Below are 17,689 nucleotides of genomic sequence, written 5' to 3' on the forward strand. Positions count from 1 at the left end.
GTAAACAGGTTTTCGCAATGAGAATTTTGCTATTTTTAGGTACCAACATCGCAATAATGGTGTTGTTAAGTCTTGTTTTTAGTCTACTCGGTTTGGAAGGTGTTCTTGCTAGCAATGGCGTAGACCTCAACCTCCAAGCATTACTAGTGTACTCTGCAGTGATTGGCTTTAGTGGCTCTATCATTTCTTTGCTTATTTCGAAATGGATGGCGAAGCGGAGCATGGGGGTGCATATTATTGCACAAGCTTCTAATCCAACGGAGCGTTGGCTTGTCGATACGGTGAAGAAACAAGCTCAAGAAGCGAAAATAGGCATGCCAGAAGTCGGTATTTTTAATCATCCATCACCTAATGCGTTTGCCACTGGTTGGAACAAAAATAATGCCTTGGTTGCCGTGAGTACTGGCTTGCTGCATTCAATGAGTAAGGACGAGGTTGAAGCTGTGTTAGCTCACGAAGTCAGTCATGTTGCCAACGGAGACATGGTTACTTTGACTCTTATTCAGGGCGTTGTGAATACCTTTGTTGTGTTTCTGTCTCGTGTGATCGGTTTTATTGTGGACCGTGCCGTTTTTAAAGTAGAGCGCGGACATGGGCCCGCATTTTATATCGTGTCGTTCGTTATGCAGATAGTCCTGGGCATCTTAGCTACAGCAATCACTATGTGGTTTTCGCGCTATCGCGAATTCAAAGCGGATGCTGGTGGTGCGAAACTAGCTGGACGAGAAAATATGATTGCGGCGCTTGAGAAACTAAAACGTGGGAACGCAGAAGAAGCGATCCCAGAGGAAATGGCCGCATTTGCTATTAATGCAGGTAAAGTGTCGAAAATATTTGCGAGCCATCCGCCTTTAGACGAACGTATTCAGGCACTGAAGAACGCGCGTTAGGTGGCTGACTAACGCGCTCAGTCCGAGTGTTCTTCAATGATTTTGACCTTAGGTAAGGCGCTTTGAATATGCTGTTTTAAGGCGTCGAGCTGCTCTTTTGGAAAACAAAAACTCAGCACGACCCCCGGCTTTGCTTGGTTAAACGGTAATGAGCAATAGGCAATATCATCTTGGATATCGAGTACTAATTTGTTTACTTTTTCAATTTGTAAGTGCTTTTCTCCAAGCACTATTTTCCCATTGCTTACCTGCAAATACGCTACCGCGTCGTCGACTTTTGTAGCCATATCTTGTTGCTTAAATTCAGTCCAAATCAATAAAATCAAGAAAGCGTTTGAAATAGTCGACAAGCTTAGCCAATCAAAAGAAAGTCGAGTAAAAAAGGTTAAGGCAATATAGCCGACAAGCGTAATGACCCAAGCAGTGAGAATTTTTTTATGAGCGGGAGGAAGAGGTCTTTTAATGAGTAAAGGCATCGTTAAATCCATTTATAGTAGTGTTGAAAATGCACTGTTCGATCCTTTATCGACAGCACAGGGAAAATAACATAACTGCACTCAATTTAATATTTTTGTTGGCTGCAACAGAACTGTATTGCTTTAGATGATAAACTACGCGCCTTTAACCTTGCGCGGTCGTGTGCGCGAGGCATAATCATAAGGCGTAATGACACATTGGATGCTAGTGCTAAACCCTCTCTCATTGCAGGAATATTGCTTGCTCTTGCTGGCACATTGCTGTTTTCACTTAAGCCTATCGTAATTAAGTACGCCTATGACTTAGGGCTTTCAAGTGAACAAGTGATTGTACTTCGAATGCTAATGGCGCTGCCTTTTTACGCTGGCCTAATACTCTTTCTCTGGCTGCGTAATAAACCCAAGCGACACATTTATCTCTCTAATGTCATCCCAATTGGTGCATTAGGCGTGCTCGGCTATTTTGTTGCAAGTTACCTGGACTTACTAGGCTTGCAATACATCACGGCCCAACTTGAGCGTGTCGTCCTGTTTTGCTTCCCGACGATTGTTGTATTGATGTCTTTCTTTTTCTTTAAAACCAAGCTTCCTAAAAATATTTGGCTACTTCTTGGTATGTCTTATAGCGGAATTCTGCTGATATTTGGACATGACCTTAGCACGCTAGGAGCAGAGGTTGCTCTGGGTACCAGCTTAGTGTTTATGAGTGCTATAGCCTTTGCTATTTATGTGCTTTGGAGCAAACCGCTTATGACCAAAGTAGGTAGCCAGATGTTTACTAGTGTCGCGATGCTTGCGGCCAGTATTTTTATCTTTGTGTATTTTTCGATAAGCCAAGATATCAGCAGTCTGTCTGTATCAAACGAGGGCTATATTGCGGTAGCCAGTTTGGCATTTTTCTGTACGGTAATTCCCTCTTTATTAGTCGCAGAAGCGATTCATAAAATTGGACCTGAGCGAACGAGTATAGTGGGTACATGCGGCCCAGCAATGACTTCCGTTTTTGCTGTCTTTTGGTTGGGGGAAGCGTTTACCCTTTACCATGCCGCAGGCTTGACGCTCATCATTGTTGCTGTGGGCATCATGATGAGAAAAAATGAGGGTGAAAAGCAAGTTAAGGAGGCTTAAGTCACTCCACTCTGCTACTAAACTATACGGCGAATCTATCGCCGCTTATTTGGATTGGTAGAATTCGGTAACCTCATCGATGTAGTCTTGCCAAGTCTCGTTGGGTTGCCATATTGCCAACATGTCTTTCTTTGCCTTCGCTTCATCTTCGTTTAGTTGCGTGACTTTATATAAGTAGGTAAATACCGCACCACGCCAATTTAAACGGCAATGGGTCAACGTGATACCTTCATTACCTTTTGATGAGTTCATATAAGCGACATAATCGATAAAGTTTTGTAGGCTAGGGTCTTCCCATTCCACTTGAACATTGTAATAGCTCAGATCCAAAGACTGCATTAATGAACGTTCAGCTTTTAGAGTGAGCTATTCACTACCAATTTGTAGCGTACCATCCCAGTTCTCTGGAATGCCATGCAATATCAAATGCTCTGTCCATTTAATATGATGCTTAACGATGGGATCGTTTGGAGACAGTTTTCGAGCCTCTTTAAAGACTTCGAGAGCTTCACGTAACTTGCCTTCAATGCGTAACTCTAGGCCCAAATTGATTGCGACTGCGCGGTCGAGCCGTTCTTGTTGTAAATCATCTTCTAGGTGTTCGAGTATTTCAACTAACTTCAGAGGTTCTGTGCGGCCTTTAACTCTCACCCAATCGATTGTTCTTGATGCAAAAGCATAATCGGTAGTGGCAACCAATTGGTCTGACACAATTATATCAACATCGTAAATGGGCGCCAGGGTTTCTAAACGTTGTGCAATATTCACACTGTCGCCAATAACCGTTGTATCCATTCTATCGTCAGAACCTACTGTACCAATGATGACGGGACCAAAGTGGATACCTATGCCGATATTCACGGCACTATAACCACTTCTCTCACGGTGTTGGTTGTAGAGAAACAAAGCGCGGCGCAGTCCAATAGCCGCACGTATGGAGTCTTGTGCTTTATCTGAATCGGAACCTTCCGGATTATCGAACAAGGCCATAATAGCATCGCCGATAAACTTATCGATGAAGCCTTTGTTGTCATGAATGGGTGCATTCATCCGCAAAAAGTAAGAATTGAGAAAATTCATGAGCTCTTGCGGTTTCATTTTCTCTGATAGCCCAGTAAAGCCTCGAATGTCACAAAACATAATCGCAACATTATCTTCGTCGGCATGTCCGAGCTCCAGAGAGGCTCCTTGCTTAGCAATATGCTCTACAAACTGTCTTGGTACAAATTTTTGAAAGGTATGATTGAGGTGCATTGCTTGGTCAGCTTTTTGCTGATACGACTGTTTCTCGTTATCGGAATATTGTTGCAACTTATGCTTAGTACGCTTGGCTTTATAGGAGTAAAACACCCATAAAACTGTGCTCACTAGCGCATAAGTTGTTAATCCGATGACCCAATACAACACGTCTATTAAGTCCTTTTATTTCGCAGTGATTTGCTTGAATGCTCTGTCAGCAGCTTCAATGGTGGCATTAACGACATCTAAGGTGTGCATTTTCGAGACAAAGCCCGCCTCATAAGAAGCTGGTGCCAAATAAACACCTTCATTTAGCATGGCATGGTAGAACTGGTTAAACTGCTCTGTATTGCAACTAATGGCTTGCTTGTAGTTCGTCACTTTCGGTTCTTCGGTGAAGAATATTCCAAACATACTACCAGCTACATTTATGCTCATAGGTATATTATTCTGGTGTGCTGTATCTCGAATACCTTCAGCTAAAATACGAGTATTCTCAAAAATGCTATCGTAAAAACCTGGTTCGGCTAATTGAGTCAGTGCTGAAAGCCCCGCCGCCATTGCGATTGGGTTTCCAGATAATGTACCGGCTTGGTAAATTGGACCTGTTGGCGCAACGTGAGTCAGAATTTTTTTCTTACCACCAAAAGCACCGACTGGCATGCCACCACCGATCACTTTTCCTAAGCACGTTAAGTCAGGTATAACCTTGTAATGCGCCTGTGCACCGCCTAAAGAAACTCGGAAACCAGTCATGACTTCATCAAAAATGAGGACCGCACCGTAGTTGTCGCAGATGTCTCGCAAACCTTCCAAAAAGCCTTCAACGGGCGGAATACAATTCATGTTGCCAGCAACTGGCTCAACAATGATACAAGCGATGTCGTCGCCATGTTCGTCAAAGGCTTGCTGTACTGACGAGAGATCGTTGAAGTCTACCGTTAAGGTATGCTTTGCAAAGTCATCGGGCACACCTGGAGAGCTAGGAACGCCCAGTGTTAATGCACCAGAACCCGCTTTTACTAGCAGTGAGTCTGCATGGCCATGATAACAACCCTCGAATTTGAGGATTTTATTCTTACTGGTATATCCACGAGCTAAGCGTATTGCGCTCATTGTTGCTTCAGTGCCCGAGTTCACCATGCGTACCATTTCCATCGAAGGTACCAGCTTGCTGACTAACTCAGCCATTGTGATCTCAGCTTCTGTTGGTGCGCCATAGCTCAAACCGAATTCAGATGCTTCAATGACCGCTTTACGGATTTTTTCGTTATTGTGGCCTAATACCATTGGGCCCCATGAACAAATGTAATCAATGTAACGATTCCCATCAACATCCCACATATAGGGGCCATCTGCTTTGGTGATAAAGCGAGGTGTTCCACCCACAGCTTTAAACGCGCGTACAGGCGAGTTAACGCCACCAGGGATCGTAATTTGCGCTCTGGCAAACAGTTTTTCGGATTGTGTTGTCATATTAATTTTGGCCTTTATTACTATACCAGTGAACAGGTCTGTCGAAGTCGCTCACTTTATCTTCTACACCTAGCGTTAGCGCAAACAACGCCATACGCACTAGCACTCCATTGTCGGTTTGGCGGAAAATAGCGAGATTAGGGTTTAAATTGAGGTCGTTATCTAATTCATTCGCCTCAGCACGAGAATCACGAGGAAGCGGGTGCATAATGACGGTTTTAGATTGAAAGTGTTTTGTGTAAATTTGTTGGTTCAGGCGGAATTTGCCACGATATTTATTCGCTTCGTCCTGAGATGGAAAGCGTTCTTCCTGTATACGAGTTTGATAACAAATGTCAGTTTTATTGCTGCCTTCAAACTGATCTGTAATCGTCAGTTTGTGGCCCGCATTCGTGATCATATCGCAAATATAACTAGGCATGCTCAACTCTTTCGGCGAGATCAAAGTAAAGTGAATATTTTGATATAAGCAGAGTAACTTAGAGAGTGAATGCACAGTACGGCCAAATTTCAAATCGCCTATCATGGCAATGTGTAGACCATCGATACCTTCACCATGCGACTTACGTTCCTTCTCGATAGTATATAAATCGAGTAAAGCCTGCGTCGGGTGCTCGTTAGCCCCATCGCCACCATTGATTACTGGGACACGACTACCTTCGGCAAATTCGGCAACCGAGCCTGCAACAGGATGACGCATGGCAATAATATCTGAATAACCGCTGAGCACTCGTGCAGTATCATAAAGTGACTCACCTTTGGCTAAAGCTGAGTTACTCATGCCTGTGGTTTCTCGAACTTCGCCACCAAGCAGGTTGAATGCTGTACCAAAGCTGACGCGTGTTCGCGTACTAGGTTCAAAAAACAGATTGCCCAAAATGGCACCATCTAATACTTGCGTCCTTTTTTGACGCATCGCATAGGGAGTCATACTGTCGGCAACGTGAAAAACTTTCTCGATTTGTGCGCGGTCAAATTGACCTACACCAAGCACATGATTACCTGTAAACGCTGTCACTGATATTGCTACCTTGTCCCCAATCTTGAAGTGGGGCTGAGTTTACCAAAAAAGTGAGCCTTAAATCCTGATATTTCGACAAAAACATCAGAAAACTGTCAACTATATTGCTCAAGATCATATTCCAGAACTTGGTGCCGCGAACGGGACTAATAAAGCGTTAATAATCGGGCGGTTTTCTTGACGACCTTTCTTGCGTACTCGAGCAGTGCAGCCTCGTCTTGTTCATAGCTTAAACCTAACATGCTGCGCATGTGATAATCGCCTTTTAACAAATTAAAGAAGTCGATTGCGGCATCTTTGGCATCTGCATTACTCAGTTGCGTGCTAGGGTGTTTCATCAGTAACTGTGACACCAAATTAACACTGTGTAATGGACCAGCATCATAAAATAACTCGGCAACATGCTTATTATATTTTGATTCGCCGATCACTACCGAGTACATAGCAATGACTCGTTTATCATTCAATAATTGGATAAAGTTCAGCGCAATGTTCTGAAGAATATCTTCAATGGCTTGTTTTTCGACACAAATACTCGCTTCTTCAATCCGATATTCTTCGCATTTCGTTTCGATGACTGCAGTATATAAAATATCTTTGTTTTTGAAGTGAGAATATACAGTTTGTTTAGAAACCTCACTCGCCTTAGCAACCGCGTCCATAGAGGTTCGATCATAACCCTGCTGCAAAAATAATTCGCTGGCGGTATACAGAATTTGCTTACGCTTTTGATTACTTTTAGGCCTACCAACGGCTTTGGGTTTTACTTCGATCTGTTCAGACATACATTCTTTCGTTTTTTCTATTGTGCGTAGTAAACCAATTTAGCATAAAAATAGTAATCATACTAGACGGTCTAGTATTTATGGTTTAGCATTGCACGCTCTTGCCGTTAACAGTTCATTCTTATGGCATCGCTTCTTTCATCTTTGGAATGTATACATTATGAGTTCTACAGCTAAACAGGCTTCTGGCGCGGAAAGTGCTAAAAGCGAGAAGAGTGCAGAAAACGCCAACAGTCGCAGCGGACGCCAACATCTGATCTTACTGAGCGTCGGTAGTTTTTCATTGTTAGCTATCTTACTTCTCTTTTCTGGTGAAAAAACCGCTAATGCATTTTCAGAAGCAGAGTCGATGGTGATGCAGAATGCCAGTGTTGAAGTTCAGGAGATAATGCTTCAGAACGCTTACAGTAAACAACGTAAAGTATATGGCTTAATCGAATCAGCAACACAAGCAACGATCGGGTTTGAGTTATCAGGTGTCATTAACGAACTGTATGTGAAAGAAGGCGATTCAGTTGCCAAAGGTCAGGCTTTAGCTGGCTTAGATTTACAAAGATTGTTAGCGCAACAACAGGAGCTAGAGGCCGCATTGACGCGAGCTCAAGCAGATGCGAACCTTGCTAAACTTTCTAACAATAGAATTGCAGAATTAGTAAAGTCTAAATTAGAGTCTTCACAGCGTTTAGACGAAGCCGAAGCTAACTTAGATGCCGCAAATGCGGCGGTAAATGAGGTGATAGCAAGGCAAGAAAGACTGGCCGTTGAAATTGAAAAGTCAACGCTGAAGGCACCATTTGATGGTCAAGTGGTGAGTCAAATTTTAGACCCTGGTACGGTGGTTAGCAGCGGCCAAGGTGTGTTTTCAATCCTTTCCCAACAACGACTCGAAGCACGCATTGGCTTGCCAACAAATTCACCTTTGGCCTTAAAGATAGGTGAGGTTTACCCTTTGAACTTTAATGGCCAAGTATTGAATTCGCGACTAAGCTCCATCGCTAAGCAACGAAATCGAGCTACGCGAGCCATTGACGCTGTATTTGCCATAGAGTCAGTAGACTTGGAACAAACATATATTATGCCGGGCGATATCGTGTCACTTTCAGTTGATGTTGATGTCCAACACACTGGTGCGTGGGTTCCTGTTGCAGCACTGGCAAATGGTGTACGAGGCTTATGGACTTTGTTTATTGTAAGCGAAGTTGATGGAAAGCAGATTGTGCAACCAAGAAGTGTGCAGGTTGAATACATGGAACAAGATCGTGCATTTGTGTCTGGTGCGATAGAGCAGGGCGATAAATTAATCGTGTCGGGCTTGCAACGATTTACCCCAAATCAAGCGGTAAACAATGTCAGCGTGAAAACGGTAACGGGTCGATAGTGATGAATACTTCTTCACCCTGGTATACCACGTTTTTCCGTCGAGGCCATTTGCTGGTACTAAGTATTATCATTATTCTAGTGGCTGGCTTGTCTGCAGTACAAAACCTCCCTCGCCTAGAAGATCCGCGTATCGATCTACGTAATGTGTTAGTACTTACTTCATACCCAGGCGCATCAGCAGAAAGAGTAGAGGCCTTGGTGAGCGATGTTTTGGAAGACGAGCTTCGTGAGCTGTTTGAAATAAAAGAAATAAAATCGACCTCAAAATCGGGCTTTTCGTTTCTGCAAATAGAGCTCCAAGATACGGTTGATAATAGCAATAATCAGCAAATATTCTCGAAGATAAGAGACAGCATCGAGAATGCGTCTACCCGATTTCCCGCAGGCGTAAACAAGCCAATTTTGGAAGACAAGCGCGGAGCGACTGCTTTTACACTTTTAGTCTCTATGAATGCCGATATTCCCGAAACAACCCCTTTATCGGTTAGTGGCCGCTTAGCATCTGAGCTTGTTGACCGAATGAGAAATGTGGTGGGAACAGAATTAGTCAGAGTTTACGGCGAGCCCAACGAAGAAATTACAGTAACACTCGACCCACAAGCCCTTGCCGCAGCGGGTTTAAGTATTGAACAAGTGAGTCAGCGCATCCGCTCAGCCGATCCCAAATTGCCAGCTGGGGTTTTAAGAACATCACAAAAGAGCATCCGAATTCAGGTTGCTGAGCCACTTGAAAGCCTTGATATTATCTCAAATATTCCTCTGCAAGCGTCAGATAGCAGTTATTTGCGCTTGGCAGATGTCGCGAGTATTGAGCAGGGTTGGCAAACACCTGAAAGTGAAATTGCCATTGTTGATGGAAAGCGAACGATTTTCGTTGCCGCTCGAATGCAAACGACTGTTAGGGTAGATAAATGGACTACTGCTATCAAGCAGAGGGTTGATGAGTTTAACGAAGAGTTTGCGGGTACAGTGCAAGCGGATATGGTGTTTGAACAAAACACCTACACCGAAGCGAGATTGACCGAATTGACTGAAAACCTCTTGCTTGGTTCTTTGGTGGTGATGTTAGTCATTCTATTGTTCATGGGAGCTAAAGCGAGCTGGATTGTTGGTTTAGCACTTCCATTGTGTGCTGCTTTTGCGATTTTCTCCCTTAGCTTTTTCAATCAGCAAATTCATCAAATGTCTATTTTCGGTATTATCATCGCAATCGGTTTACTTATTGATAATGCGATTGTAATCACCGATGAAATTCGATTAAATCTACTAGATCAAGACAAAACACGGCTGCAAGCGCTTGAAAAGAGTGTGAGACATCTGTTTGCTCCGCTGCTTGCGTCGACGCTGACCACCGTTCTTGGTTTTATGCCGATATTTCTTTTGAACGGTAACATTGGCGACTTTATTAGTCCGATTGCGATTAGTGTGGTGATGGCACTATTGGGCTCTTTAGCCATTTCTCTAACAGTTATTGCTGCTTTAGCTGCACGCTTCCTGCCAAGAGATTCCGGAGTAGAGCACGCTTGGTATTTACGTGGATTGCAACTGCCAAGCGTATCTTCCGAGTTTTCAAAGCTCTTAGCCAAGTCAATCAAAAAGCCACTCATTGTCCTTCCTTCAGTCACTGTATTTTGTTTGTCGGGCTTTGTGTTGTCACAACAACTAGCGAATGTGTTCTTTCCGAGTGCAGATAGAGATCAATTTGAGATGTATGTTTGGCTGCCCTCAGGCTCATCGATTGAAAGAACGAAGAGTCTGACCTATGAAATGGATAGTTATATTCGTGACAAGGAGCGGGTTGAACAGGTGACGTGGTTGGTCGGTGGATCCGCGCCTTCGGTCTATTATAATCAGGTGATGACGCGAGACAATTCGCCGGAGTTTGCAAATGCGGTAATAACTGTAGATAGCGTGAGTGCGGCTGCCAGTATGATTACTCAACTGCAGTTTGAACTGCAAGATAAGTTTCCTCAGGCGAAAGTGGTAGTCAGAGCTTTTGGACAAGGTCCCCCTATTGCCGCGCCGATTGAAGTAGATATTTTTGGTCCCGACGTAGATACACTGAACGCCTTGGGTGAAAAGGTACGTTTGGCGATGACCAAGGTGCCGGGCATCACACAATCTACGGCATCAATTACGACAGGAGAGTCTGAACTGCACTTTGATGTGTCTGAAAATGAATCGTTTATTTCTCACTTATCGCTAAACGACATTGCTCAACAGTTACAAACCTCCTTAACAGGCACGGTAGGAGGCTCTGTTCTGCAAGGTACAGAAGAACTTCCTATTCGAGTCCGCGTGTCGGATCAACAACGCGCTAGTACACAAGAATTGGATGCATTGCCATTGATGAATACTTTGCTTGCACAAAACCAAGCCAGTGTTGGTGTGGCCGCCTTAGGCGAGATTACACTCTTGCCTAGCATCAGTGGTATCACGCGAATTAATGGGGTCAGAGTGAATAAAATTCAGGCCTTTTTATTACCAGGCATTCCCGCGATAGATGCAAGCAATCAGTTGCGTGACATCTTGGAAAGTGGGGAGTTAGTATTGCCGAAAGGATATCGGATCAAAATGGCAGGTGACGCCGATGAACAGCAACAAGCTCTGGGACAATTAGCGACCTATGCGCCGGTGTTACTCGTGTTAATGATTACGACACTTATCCTCACGTTCGGCAGTGTTCGCTTCGCTGGGGTGATTGGCGCTGTCGCAATCTTGTCCGTGGGCCTAGGTATGTTCAGCTTATGGTTGTCTGGCTTACCGGTTGGTTTCAACCCTTTACTGGGGAGCGCGGGTTTAATTGGTGTGGCAATCAATGGCTCAATTGTTGTTATTGCTGCAATTAATGCAAACCCACAAGCGAAATCAGGTGATACCGCAGCCATAGTTGATGAAACCATGAGTTGCAGCCGTCACATTCTATCTACGACGTTTACCACCGTCGGTGGGCTAATTCCACTTCTTTTGTTCTCAGAAGGATCTTTTTGGCCACCACTTGCCGTGGTTTTAGCCGGTGGCGTTGGCTTTTCTGTGCTCTTGTCGCTATTCTTTACCCCAACCCTAGTTGCGTTGTTGTGCAGAGTGAGAGAGCGTAAGTTGAAGAAAAAAGCGCTAAAAGACACGTCGGCAGTGCAAGTTTAAACACAGTAAAAAAGCATTTTAGAGACACTTGTGCCAAAACAAACAATGACCTTTACACAAAAAGTATTAAAATGGTGGCATACGGATTGTGCTTTTTGCCGCCGTTCCCGTTTAATAGTGATATGGGGAATTTTGATGTTGGTGTTTTATTTGTATGTCTGGAACTGATGATAGTATTTTTATAAAAGCAGCGTCGTCGCACAATGCGATGACTTCCTTGCTTGTTGGCTTTTCACTCATTGGCGCTGGGTCATTAGCTTTGATGTTGCTGCCAAAGATTTTTTTCCTTCCTGCTATCTTTATTATTAGTGGTGGTATCGTCGGTTTAATCATAGGCTGGTTTAAGATCAAAGAACCAGCCTTTAGCCTGCAATTAACTCGTGAACATATTATTTATCATCATCGTCGAGGCAAATGGCGCTTGTCATGGGAAAATATCCAGCGCATAGACGTGCCTCGTGTTACCAAAGGTATCGATCAAATTGATCTCGAAATGATTGGTTTCAGGCTGCGTGACAGTGACGTTTTTCTTGATGAAATATCGCCACGTTTGATCACATACTTACTTATGGAACAACGACCTTTAACAGTACAAAATCGAGATCCTAACTGTGCCACAGGTAATTGTTATGGCGATGATATGATTGAGGATGAAAAGTTTACCCGAAGCAGTGGCGAGGTGGTTAGAGGCGTAACAGCTATGTTTGGTAATCGCATGCAAAAACTGAATAGACAATTGGGCTTTGATATTTTCATTTCTACTAACGAAATCGATCGTGAGCCTCAAGCTTTTATCCGCTTATTAAAAGAGTGTCAGGAAAGCGCGGTCCAGAGTCAGCGAATGTCAGAGCTTACTCAAGATTAAATGGCTTTTCTTAGCAAGCTAGTCGCGGCTTTGCTAGTTTTTTGTTATCCAACAATGATTTGATTTCGACCATTGTCTTTGGCTTCGTAAAGCGCTTTATCAGCGCGGACTAAATTGTCATTTAGAGGCAGGGCGAGTTCTATTTGAACTAAACCAATGGAGACTGTTAGAGGGTTTCCCTTTAATTTATTAATGACAGGGTTTTCGCCAAGTATATTAATAAAGCTCCGGAATGCTTTCTCTGCTTCCACTTTGCTAGTGTGAGGTAAGCACACCAGAAATTCTTCTCCACCCATTCGGCCTACAATATCACTCACTCGAAAGTGCTGTAGACAGATTTGTCCAAATTCAGTTAATACTTTGTCTCCGACACCATGGCCAAATTGATCATTAATATGCTTGAAAAAATCGATATCGATAGCGGCAAGGGATACTTCATAACGATGTCTTTTCGCGCGGCTCACTTCTTCTTCGAGCCGTTTCAATGTGTATGAGCGTGAAGAAACGTTGGTTAATGAGTCGGTGTTGTAGAGTTTTTGAAGCTTACGCCTATGTCTTTTGCTGTTTAGGTAAAGCAGCAATAAAGATAAGACGAGAACGAGGCCTGCGATTGAGGCATACACATATATTTGTTGTCTTTGCTGAATAAGTATCTCTTGGGTTTCAGTCTGTTTCTGCAATACTTTGTTTAAGGCTTCTTTTTCTTTCAGTTCATATAGCGTGGTCAATTCGTGGAGTTTTTCGATATTCTGTTTGCGTGTAAATCGACGATAATCACCATACAGTTTCTTCAAAGCGATTAATGCTCCCTCGGTATTTCCTTGTAAGCGTAAGAGCTCCATTTTGGCGTAATCGAGCGACAATTGATGAGGAACCATCGAATCACCCTTCACATAGCTTTGCGCTAAACGAAGGTACTTGTCTGCCATCTCAAGATCTTGTTTTTGTAAACCAACTCTTCCAAGCGTAAAGTTCACGTCCATTAGCATGTATGGGTTTCCCGATTGCAAGAATAGTTCTCTTGCCTTCTCTAGCACTACGATTGCTTCATCCGCTTGTTGCTTTTGCAAATAATAGCCAGATAACTCTTTGTTGGCATAAGCACTGTATTGCCAAAAACCAATTTCTTCAGCCTTGGCGGCAGCTAAATGTAAAAGTGCTGCACCTTCTTCAAGTTTACCTATGTTTTTTGACGAACGTCCCATTCCATAGATGGCTTTGACTTCCATGACTTTGTTCTGTGTGCCACTAAATGCATCGCGCAGTTTGGTGTATTCATTTAAGGCTAACTCATCTTGACGAGTGTATTCATAGACGAAGCCCTTGTAATAATCCATTGCGGCCGCTTCGGTTTCTAAGGAGTGTGTTTCGCTCAACTCTCTGGCAACTTGAAAGTTAGCCATGGCTGACTCATTTTGGCCAAGCGTTAAATGTTGGATTCCTCTAATGATATGAGCTTTAAACAGCAATTCGTAATCTTTCCTTTGGTCCGCCCATTCTATCGCTTCCTGTGTTAGCTCAGTGCCTTTTTGCGTTTCGCCGAGTTGGTCAAAAGCCTCTGCTTTGTATAAATTAAAGTACTGAGTGAGCCAGGGTTGGGGGTACTTGGATACCAAAGCCAGTCCTTGTTCGACATGTTCCAGCGTTTTATTAAACATCACTAAGTTGGCATAAGCTTCGGCAAGCAATAATTGGTATTCCGCCTGACTCTCGGGGCTTAAAAATTCCGACTCTGCAGCAATGATCCTTTTTAGGCTAGCTTCAGGTTCAGACTTGAGTGTGCTGCGTAAGTGCGAGGATTGTTCTGACCAAGAGTGAATTACCCTTGGAGAACCTAAGCGATGTTCTTTGATGGCTTGGCTTTGTTTACCCTGTAACGCTGAGCCGTAGTCAGCAGCTTGGCTTACCGATATGAGTAAAGAAAGCGATAGGAACAAAATGACACGGCAGGTGGGCCTGAAGTGATAAGCAGACAATATCAACATCCTTAGGACCGTATAATATTAGTTGGTGTTTGTTGCATTGTTCTCCATTGCTCGATGATTGCATCAGCTTCGAGTAATATCGAAGATATCAGTTTCTTTATGTGCTGAGTTTGGTTTCGTTTCAGATTACTCTCTGTATCAAAACATAACTTTTGAAAAGTACTGGCACCGGTATATGCACTCGCACCATGCAGTTTATGTATGCATGCCTCTAGTTTATTGAAGTCTTGGTGCTGCCAGTGAGTTTCGATTTCGTCAATTGCGTTTGGTAGCATGGCAACAAAGCCTTGTAAAAATTCATGTGCACCCTCTTCATTGCCATTTGCCTTTCTTACGGCTAAGGGCCAGTTGATTGCATTCGCAAGTGGTTCTGCAATATCACAACCTTGACACCAGTTCTTGATAGTATCTATAAGGCCTTCTAAATTGACAGGCTTCGGTAAATAATCGTCCATTCCAGAAGCTAAGAAGCGTTCCTTTTCTTCGGGAAATGCATGCGCTGTAATGGCAACGATGGGGGTACCCAAATTCAAGGCTGTCTTTCTGATGTGCTGTGTTGCTTCTAAGCCATCCATGTTTGGCATTTGTATATCCATGAAAATAAGGTCATATTCATTCTTGGTACACATCTCCACTGCCTGAGCACCTGATGTTGCCGTTTCTAAGGTGACGGGAGAGTCTTTTAGCCACGTATCTAGCAACTTCAGATTAAGTTCCATATCATCAGTGGCGAGCACTCTAGCAGCGGGCAAATGACGTAATTGCGATTTACTGCTCTTGTCTTGCAATTCGATTGGTGCAGAATCAAGGTCATTCAGACTCTTCAGTGTCAGAGGTGCTCTGAGGACGACAGGTTGATTCACGCTGCGGCCTAATTGATGTCTTTCAGGAGGAGGGCCGGAGTATAAGAATACCGTTTTTCTGGTGGCGATTTTTCTGATCCGATTAATAACGCTGGTGCGCTCACTCACCCGGTATAAAGGAAGTGTACAGAAAACATAGTCATAGGGTATGGTGGTTTTTTCAAAGACCTTCAATGAATCATAGGTGTAGGTATCAAAGCCAATGCCCTTTAAAAGGCGTGTGGTAATCTTTCGTGTGACTGGGTTTGGATCGTAGACACCGGCGCGCTTCCCTTCAAATCGACTTTGGTTACTAGGTGTTAGCTGATTATTTAAGAGCTTAAACGGTAGGTTGATAGTAAACCGGCTACCCTTTGAGTAAACGCTCTCTACTTCAATACTCCCCTTCATTAGAAAGGCCAGTTCTTGGCAAATGACTAAACCCAAGCCTGTCCCTTGAAACGAACGATTTAAATCATCGTCAATTTGGTTGAATGGTTTAAACAGTTTCTTCTTATCTTCTTCACTAATCCCTATGCCGCTATCCTCTACCTCCAAAGACAACATACATTCATCATTACCGAACTTGAAAAAACGAGCTCGCAGTGCAATCTCCCCAAAATTGGTAAATTTAAGCGCGTTGCTCAAGAGATTACTCAGCAGTTGTTTGATCTTAAAGCTGTCACCAATCAACACCGCAGGTAATGGACCAATATCGAAAATAAATTCGAGCTGTTTTAAGTGAGATGATTTTGCCATGAGGCTAGCGATATCCTCAAGAGCATCGCGCGGTGAGAAGGCTTTTTGGATTAAGTTCAATTTGCCCGCTTCCATCTTAGAGAAGTCAAGAATGTCGTTAACGATGGTGAGTAGATCGGATGCGGCGCTATTAATGATGCGCACATGTTCATCTCGTTCCGCTTCATTGGATTTGTCTTGCAGCTCTTGGCTGAAGCCAATTATTGCATTCAGCGGGGTGCGTATTTCATGCGACATATTTGCTAAAAACTGGCTTTTCACTTCACTTGCTTTGATTGCCTCTCGGCGAGCAAGGTCTAAATGCACATTCTGCTCTTCAATTAATAAGAAATTATTTTCTGCATCAGAAGAGGCCTGCTTCACTTCAACTTCTAACTTGAATCTAATCTTGATGATTAATGCGAGCACAAAACACAAGGTGAGGGCGATTAAGGATATTTGGAAGGTATAAGTAGTCACCAAGTTTACTGGTAGTTTTCCGGCAATAAATAAACTACTAAAGACCGAACCTAAAGCTAAGCATAACCAACCAATTAGGACCGTTTTTGCCGGCCTAAATTTCTCATTCATCATTTGGAACGACAATGCGATGTTGACGAACAAGGTTGCAAATCCCATCCCTCGTATGGCCAGCGCTTGAATAACATCGCTAAACCAAGAAAACAGAACGCCGAAAAAAGTGAATACTAAGGGAATGAACAAAAATTTCACCAAGTGATACTTTGTTTGTGAGAACTGAGAGCGAGGTAAAAATAAAAGCGTAAATAGGTTTGCAAAGATACAAATTAAAGGCAGCAAAATGTCCAGATTGTGAAAAATTTTGATAGCGTGCAATTCTGGAGGGAGGAGCTGTGAATGACCACTCCAGACCATTTGCCAAAGAAACACCAAACCGACTAAACCAAAAAGGACGAGTGCACTGAGCTCTTTTTTATCAACCAGCACTGCAATGCAATATAGACCGACTAGGAATAATGCACCGTAAAAAGCGCCCCAAATCAGATAGTCTAGCAAGACTGAGCCCTGAAAAGCCTGTTCGGCTTGTAAGTGAATGGGCACCACTAGAGGGATGCGCTCAGATTTCACAAACATATACACATCGTACTTACCTTCAGACTGCAATGAGAGTTTAAAGGTAGGAGTGCGATAGTAATGTTTACTTTGGCTGCGACCTCCACTCTTTTGGTATACAAGTTCATTGTTCTTAAGCAGATATAAATCGACTTGATCTAATTGAGAAAATGCCACCGACATTACCCATTCAGTATTACTGGACTTATTTTGTATTGTCCCAAATAACCAAGCACCCTCTGGGTTAAAGCCAAAATTTGGAATATGATAGCTTTGGTAGGGGAGGTTTGTGCGACTACTCTTAAATTCGTCGAAGCTTAACGAGCGATTACTTTGCATGTAAACAGCAAGAGAGGACGAGATTTCTTGTTCAGTTTGTTGATCTTCTAGCAAGATCGGCTCATTTGCTTTTACAGAAAATGCAAAGGTGAGCAGGAAAAACCAGCTTGTCAGGCGAAGTATTGTTAGTTTAGACACAAGATTTGTTATGCTGAGAGCGAAAATAATATAACATGGTGCTAATATAGGTTTTGTAGAGACATAAGTACAGCTTGTTTATTCTCCAATACGTTTACAGCAAAGCGTTTTCTCGAAGAGCAGCTTGTTCTCATGTCTAGTGTTGTGCACC

The 17,689-nt window shown here is 43.2% G+C and carries 13 protein-coding genes; 5 read left to right on the top strand and 8 right to left on the bottom strand.

Going from position 1 to position 17,689, the window contains the following annotated elements; genetic code table 11:
- Positions 1-17: 17 nt before the first annotated feature.
- Complete coding sequence (htpX, locus tag RM556_RS09240; protein WP_311361067.1) at positions 18-890, top strand: protease HtpX; 873 nt, start codon at positions 18-20, stop codon at positions 888-890.
- 17 nt (positions 891-907) lie between these two features.
- On the opposite strand, the gene RM556_RS09245 is transcribed toward htpX, so the two are convergent.
- A complete protein-coding gene (locus tag RM556_RS09245; protein ID WP_311374435.1) occupies positions 908-1,366 on the bottom strand; it encodes a hypothetical protein in 459 nt (152 codons plus the stop codon).
- A 198-nt stretch (positions 1,367-1,564) separates the two neighbouring features.
- Between RM556_RS09245 and RM556_RS09250 the strand changes: the two genes are divergently transcribed.
- Positions 1,565-2,494: a DMT family transporter gene (locus tag RM556_RS09250; RefSeq protein ID WP_311374436.1), complete on the top strand. Its 930-nt coding sequence runs from the start codon at positions 1,565-1,567 to the stop codon at positions 2,492-2,494.
- Between the two features lie 45 nt (positions 2,495-2,539).
- Here RM556_RS09250 and RM556_RS09255 read toward each other — a convergent pair whose 3' ends face one another.
- The 5 genes from RM556_RS09255 to RM556_RS09275 form a co-directional block, all read right to left on the bottom strand.
- Positions 2,540-2,833, bottom strand: coding sequence for a hypothetical protein (locus RM556_RS09255; RefSeq protein ID WP_311374437.1), 294 nt, complete (start codon positions 2,831-2,833; stop codon positions 2,540-2,542).
- Between the two features lie 27 nt (positions 2,834-2,860).
- Positions 2,861-3,901: an adenylate/guanylate cyclase domain-containing protein gene (locus RM556_RS09260; protein WP_311361071.1), complete on the bottom strand. Its 1,041-nt coding sequence runs from the start codon at positions 3,899-3,901 to the stop codon at positions 2,861-2,863.
- A gap of 15 nt (positions 3,902-3,916) precedes the next feature.
- Positions 3,917-5,209 carry a glutamate-1-semialdehyde 2,1-aminomutase gene (gene hemL / locus RM556_RS09265; protein WP_311361072.1) on the bottom strand — a complete coding sequence of 431 codons (1,293 nt, stop codon included), beginning with the start codon at positions 5,207-5,209 and terminating at the stop codon, positions 3,917-3,919.
- 1 nt (position 5,210) lies between these two features.
- Positions 5,211-6,227 (bottom strand): aspartate carbamoyltransferase, encoded by a 1,017-nt coding sequence (locus RM556_RS09270; RefSeq protein ID WP_311361073.1) that lies wholly within the window; start codon positions 6,225-6,227, stop codon positions 5,211-5,213.
- Between the two features lie 149 nt (positions 6,228-6,376).
- Positions 6,377-7,015: a TetR/AcrR family transcriptional regulator gene (locus tag RM556_RS09275; RefSeq protein WP_311361074.1), complete on the bottom strand. Its 639-nt coding sequence runs from the start codon at positions 7,013-7,015 to the stop codon at positions 6,377-6,379.
- Between the two features lie 160 nt (positions 7,016-7,175).
- On the opposite strand from RM556_RS09275, the gene RM556_RS09280 reads away from it, so the two are divergent.
- The 3 genes from RM556_RS09280 (at position 7,176) to RM556_RS09290 (ending at position 12,404) form a co-directional block, all read left to right on the top strand.
- Positions 7,176-8,393, top strand: a complete 1,218-nt coding sequence (locus RM556_RS09280; protein ID WP_311361075.1) for an efflux RND transporter periplasmic adaptor subunit — start codon at positions 7,176-7,178, stop codon at positions 8,391-8,393.
- Between the two features lie 2 nt (positions 8,394-8,395).
- Positions 8,396-11,539 (top strand): efflux RND transporter permease subunit, encoded by a 3,144-nt coding sequence (locus RM556_RS09285; RefSeq protein ID WP_311374438.1) that lies wholly within the window; start codon positions 8,396-8,398, stop codon positions 11,537-11,539.
- 154 nt (positions 11,540-11,693) lie between these two features.
- The gene (locus tag RM556_RS09290) at positions 11,694-12,404 is read left to right on the top strand and encodes a DUF2982 domain-containing protein (protein ID WP_311361077.1); all 711 of its coding nucleotides are present in this window, start codon (positions 11,694-11,696) and stop codon (positions 12,402-12,404) included.
- 44 nt (positions 12,405-12,448) lie between these two features.
- Here the strand turns inward: RM556_RS09290 and RM556_RS09295 are convergent, their stop codons facing one another.
- The gene (locus RM556_RS09295) at positions 12,449-14,389 is read right to left on the bottom strand and encodes a GGDEF domain-containing protein (protein ID WP_311374439.1); all 1,941 of its coding nucleotides are present in this window, start codon (positions 14,387-14,389) and stop codon (positions 12,449-12,451) included.
- A 2-nt stretch (positions 14,390-14,391) separates the two neighbouring features.
- Complete coding sequence (locus RM556_RS09300; RefSeq protein ID WP_311374440.1) at positions 14,392-17,538, bottom strand: response regulator; 3,147 nt, start codon at positions 17,536-17,538, stop codon at positions 14,392-14,394.
- Between the last annotated feature and the right edge of the window lie 151 nt (positions 17,539-17,689).

It is taken from the genome of Alteromonas sp. W364 (genome assembly GCF_031846205.1).
In the GTDB taxonomy this organism is placed as follows: domain Bacteria; phylum Pseudomonadota; class Gammaproteobacteria; order Enterobacterales; family Alteromonadaceae; genus Glaciecola; species Glaciecola blandensis.

Bases quoted from the DNA above. Each gene is read 5' to 3' on its own strand.
- RM556_RS09285 (WP_311374438.1), top strand. From the start codon at position 8,396: ATGAATACTTCTTCACCCTGGTATACCACGTTTTTCCGTCGAGGCCAT.
- RM556_RS09245 (WP_311374435.1), bottom strand. From the start codon at position 1,366: ATGCCTTTACTCATTAAAAGACCTCTTCCTCCCGCTCATAAAAAAATT.
- RM556_RS09280 (WP_311361075.1), top strand. From the start codon at position 7,176: ATGAGTTCTACAGCTAAACAGGCTTCTGGCGCGGAAAGTGCTAAAAGC.
- RM556_RS09295 (WP_311374439.1), bottom strand. From the start codon at position 14,389: ATGTTGATATTGTCTGCTTATCACTTCAGGCCCACCTGCCGTGTCATT.
- RM556_RS09275 (WP_311361074.1), bottom strand. From the start codon at position 7,015: ATGTCTGAACAGATCGAAGTAAAACCCAAAGCCGTTGGTAGGCCTAAA.
- htpX (WP_311361067.1), top strand. From the start codon at position 18: ATGAGAATTTTGCTATTTTTAGGTACCAACATCGCAATAATGGTGTTG.
- RM556_RS09255 (WP_311374437.1), bottom strand. From the start codon at position 2,833: ATGCAGTCTTTGGATCTGAGCTATTACAATGTTCAAGTGGAATGGGAA.
- hemL (WP_311361072.1), bottom strand. From the start codon at position 5,209: ATGACAACACAATCCGAAAAACTGTTTGCCAGAGCGCAAATTACGATC.
- RM556_RS09290 (WP_311361077.1), top strand. From the start codon at position 11,694: ATGTCTGGAACTGATGATAGTATTTTTATAAAAGCAGCGTCGTCGCAC.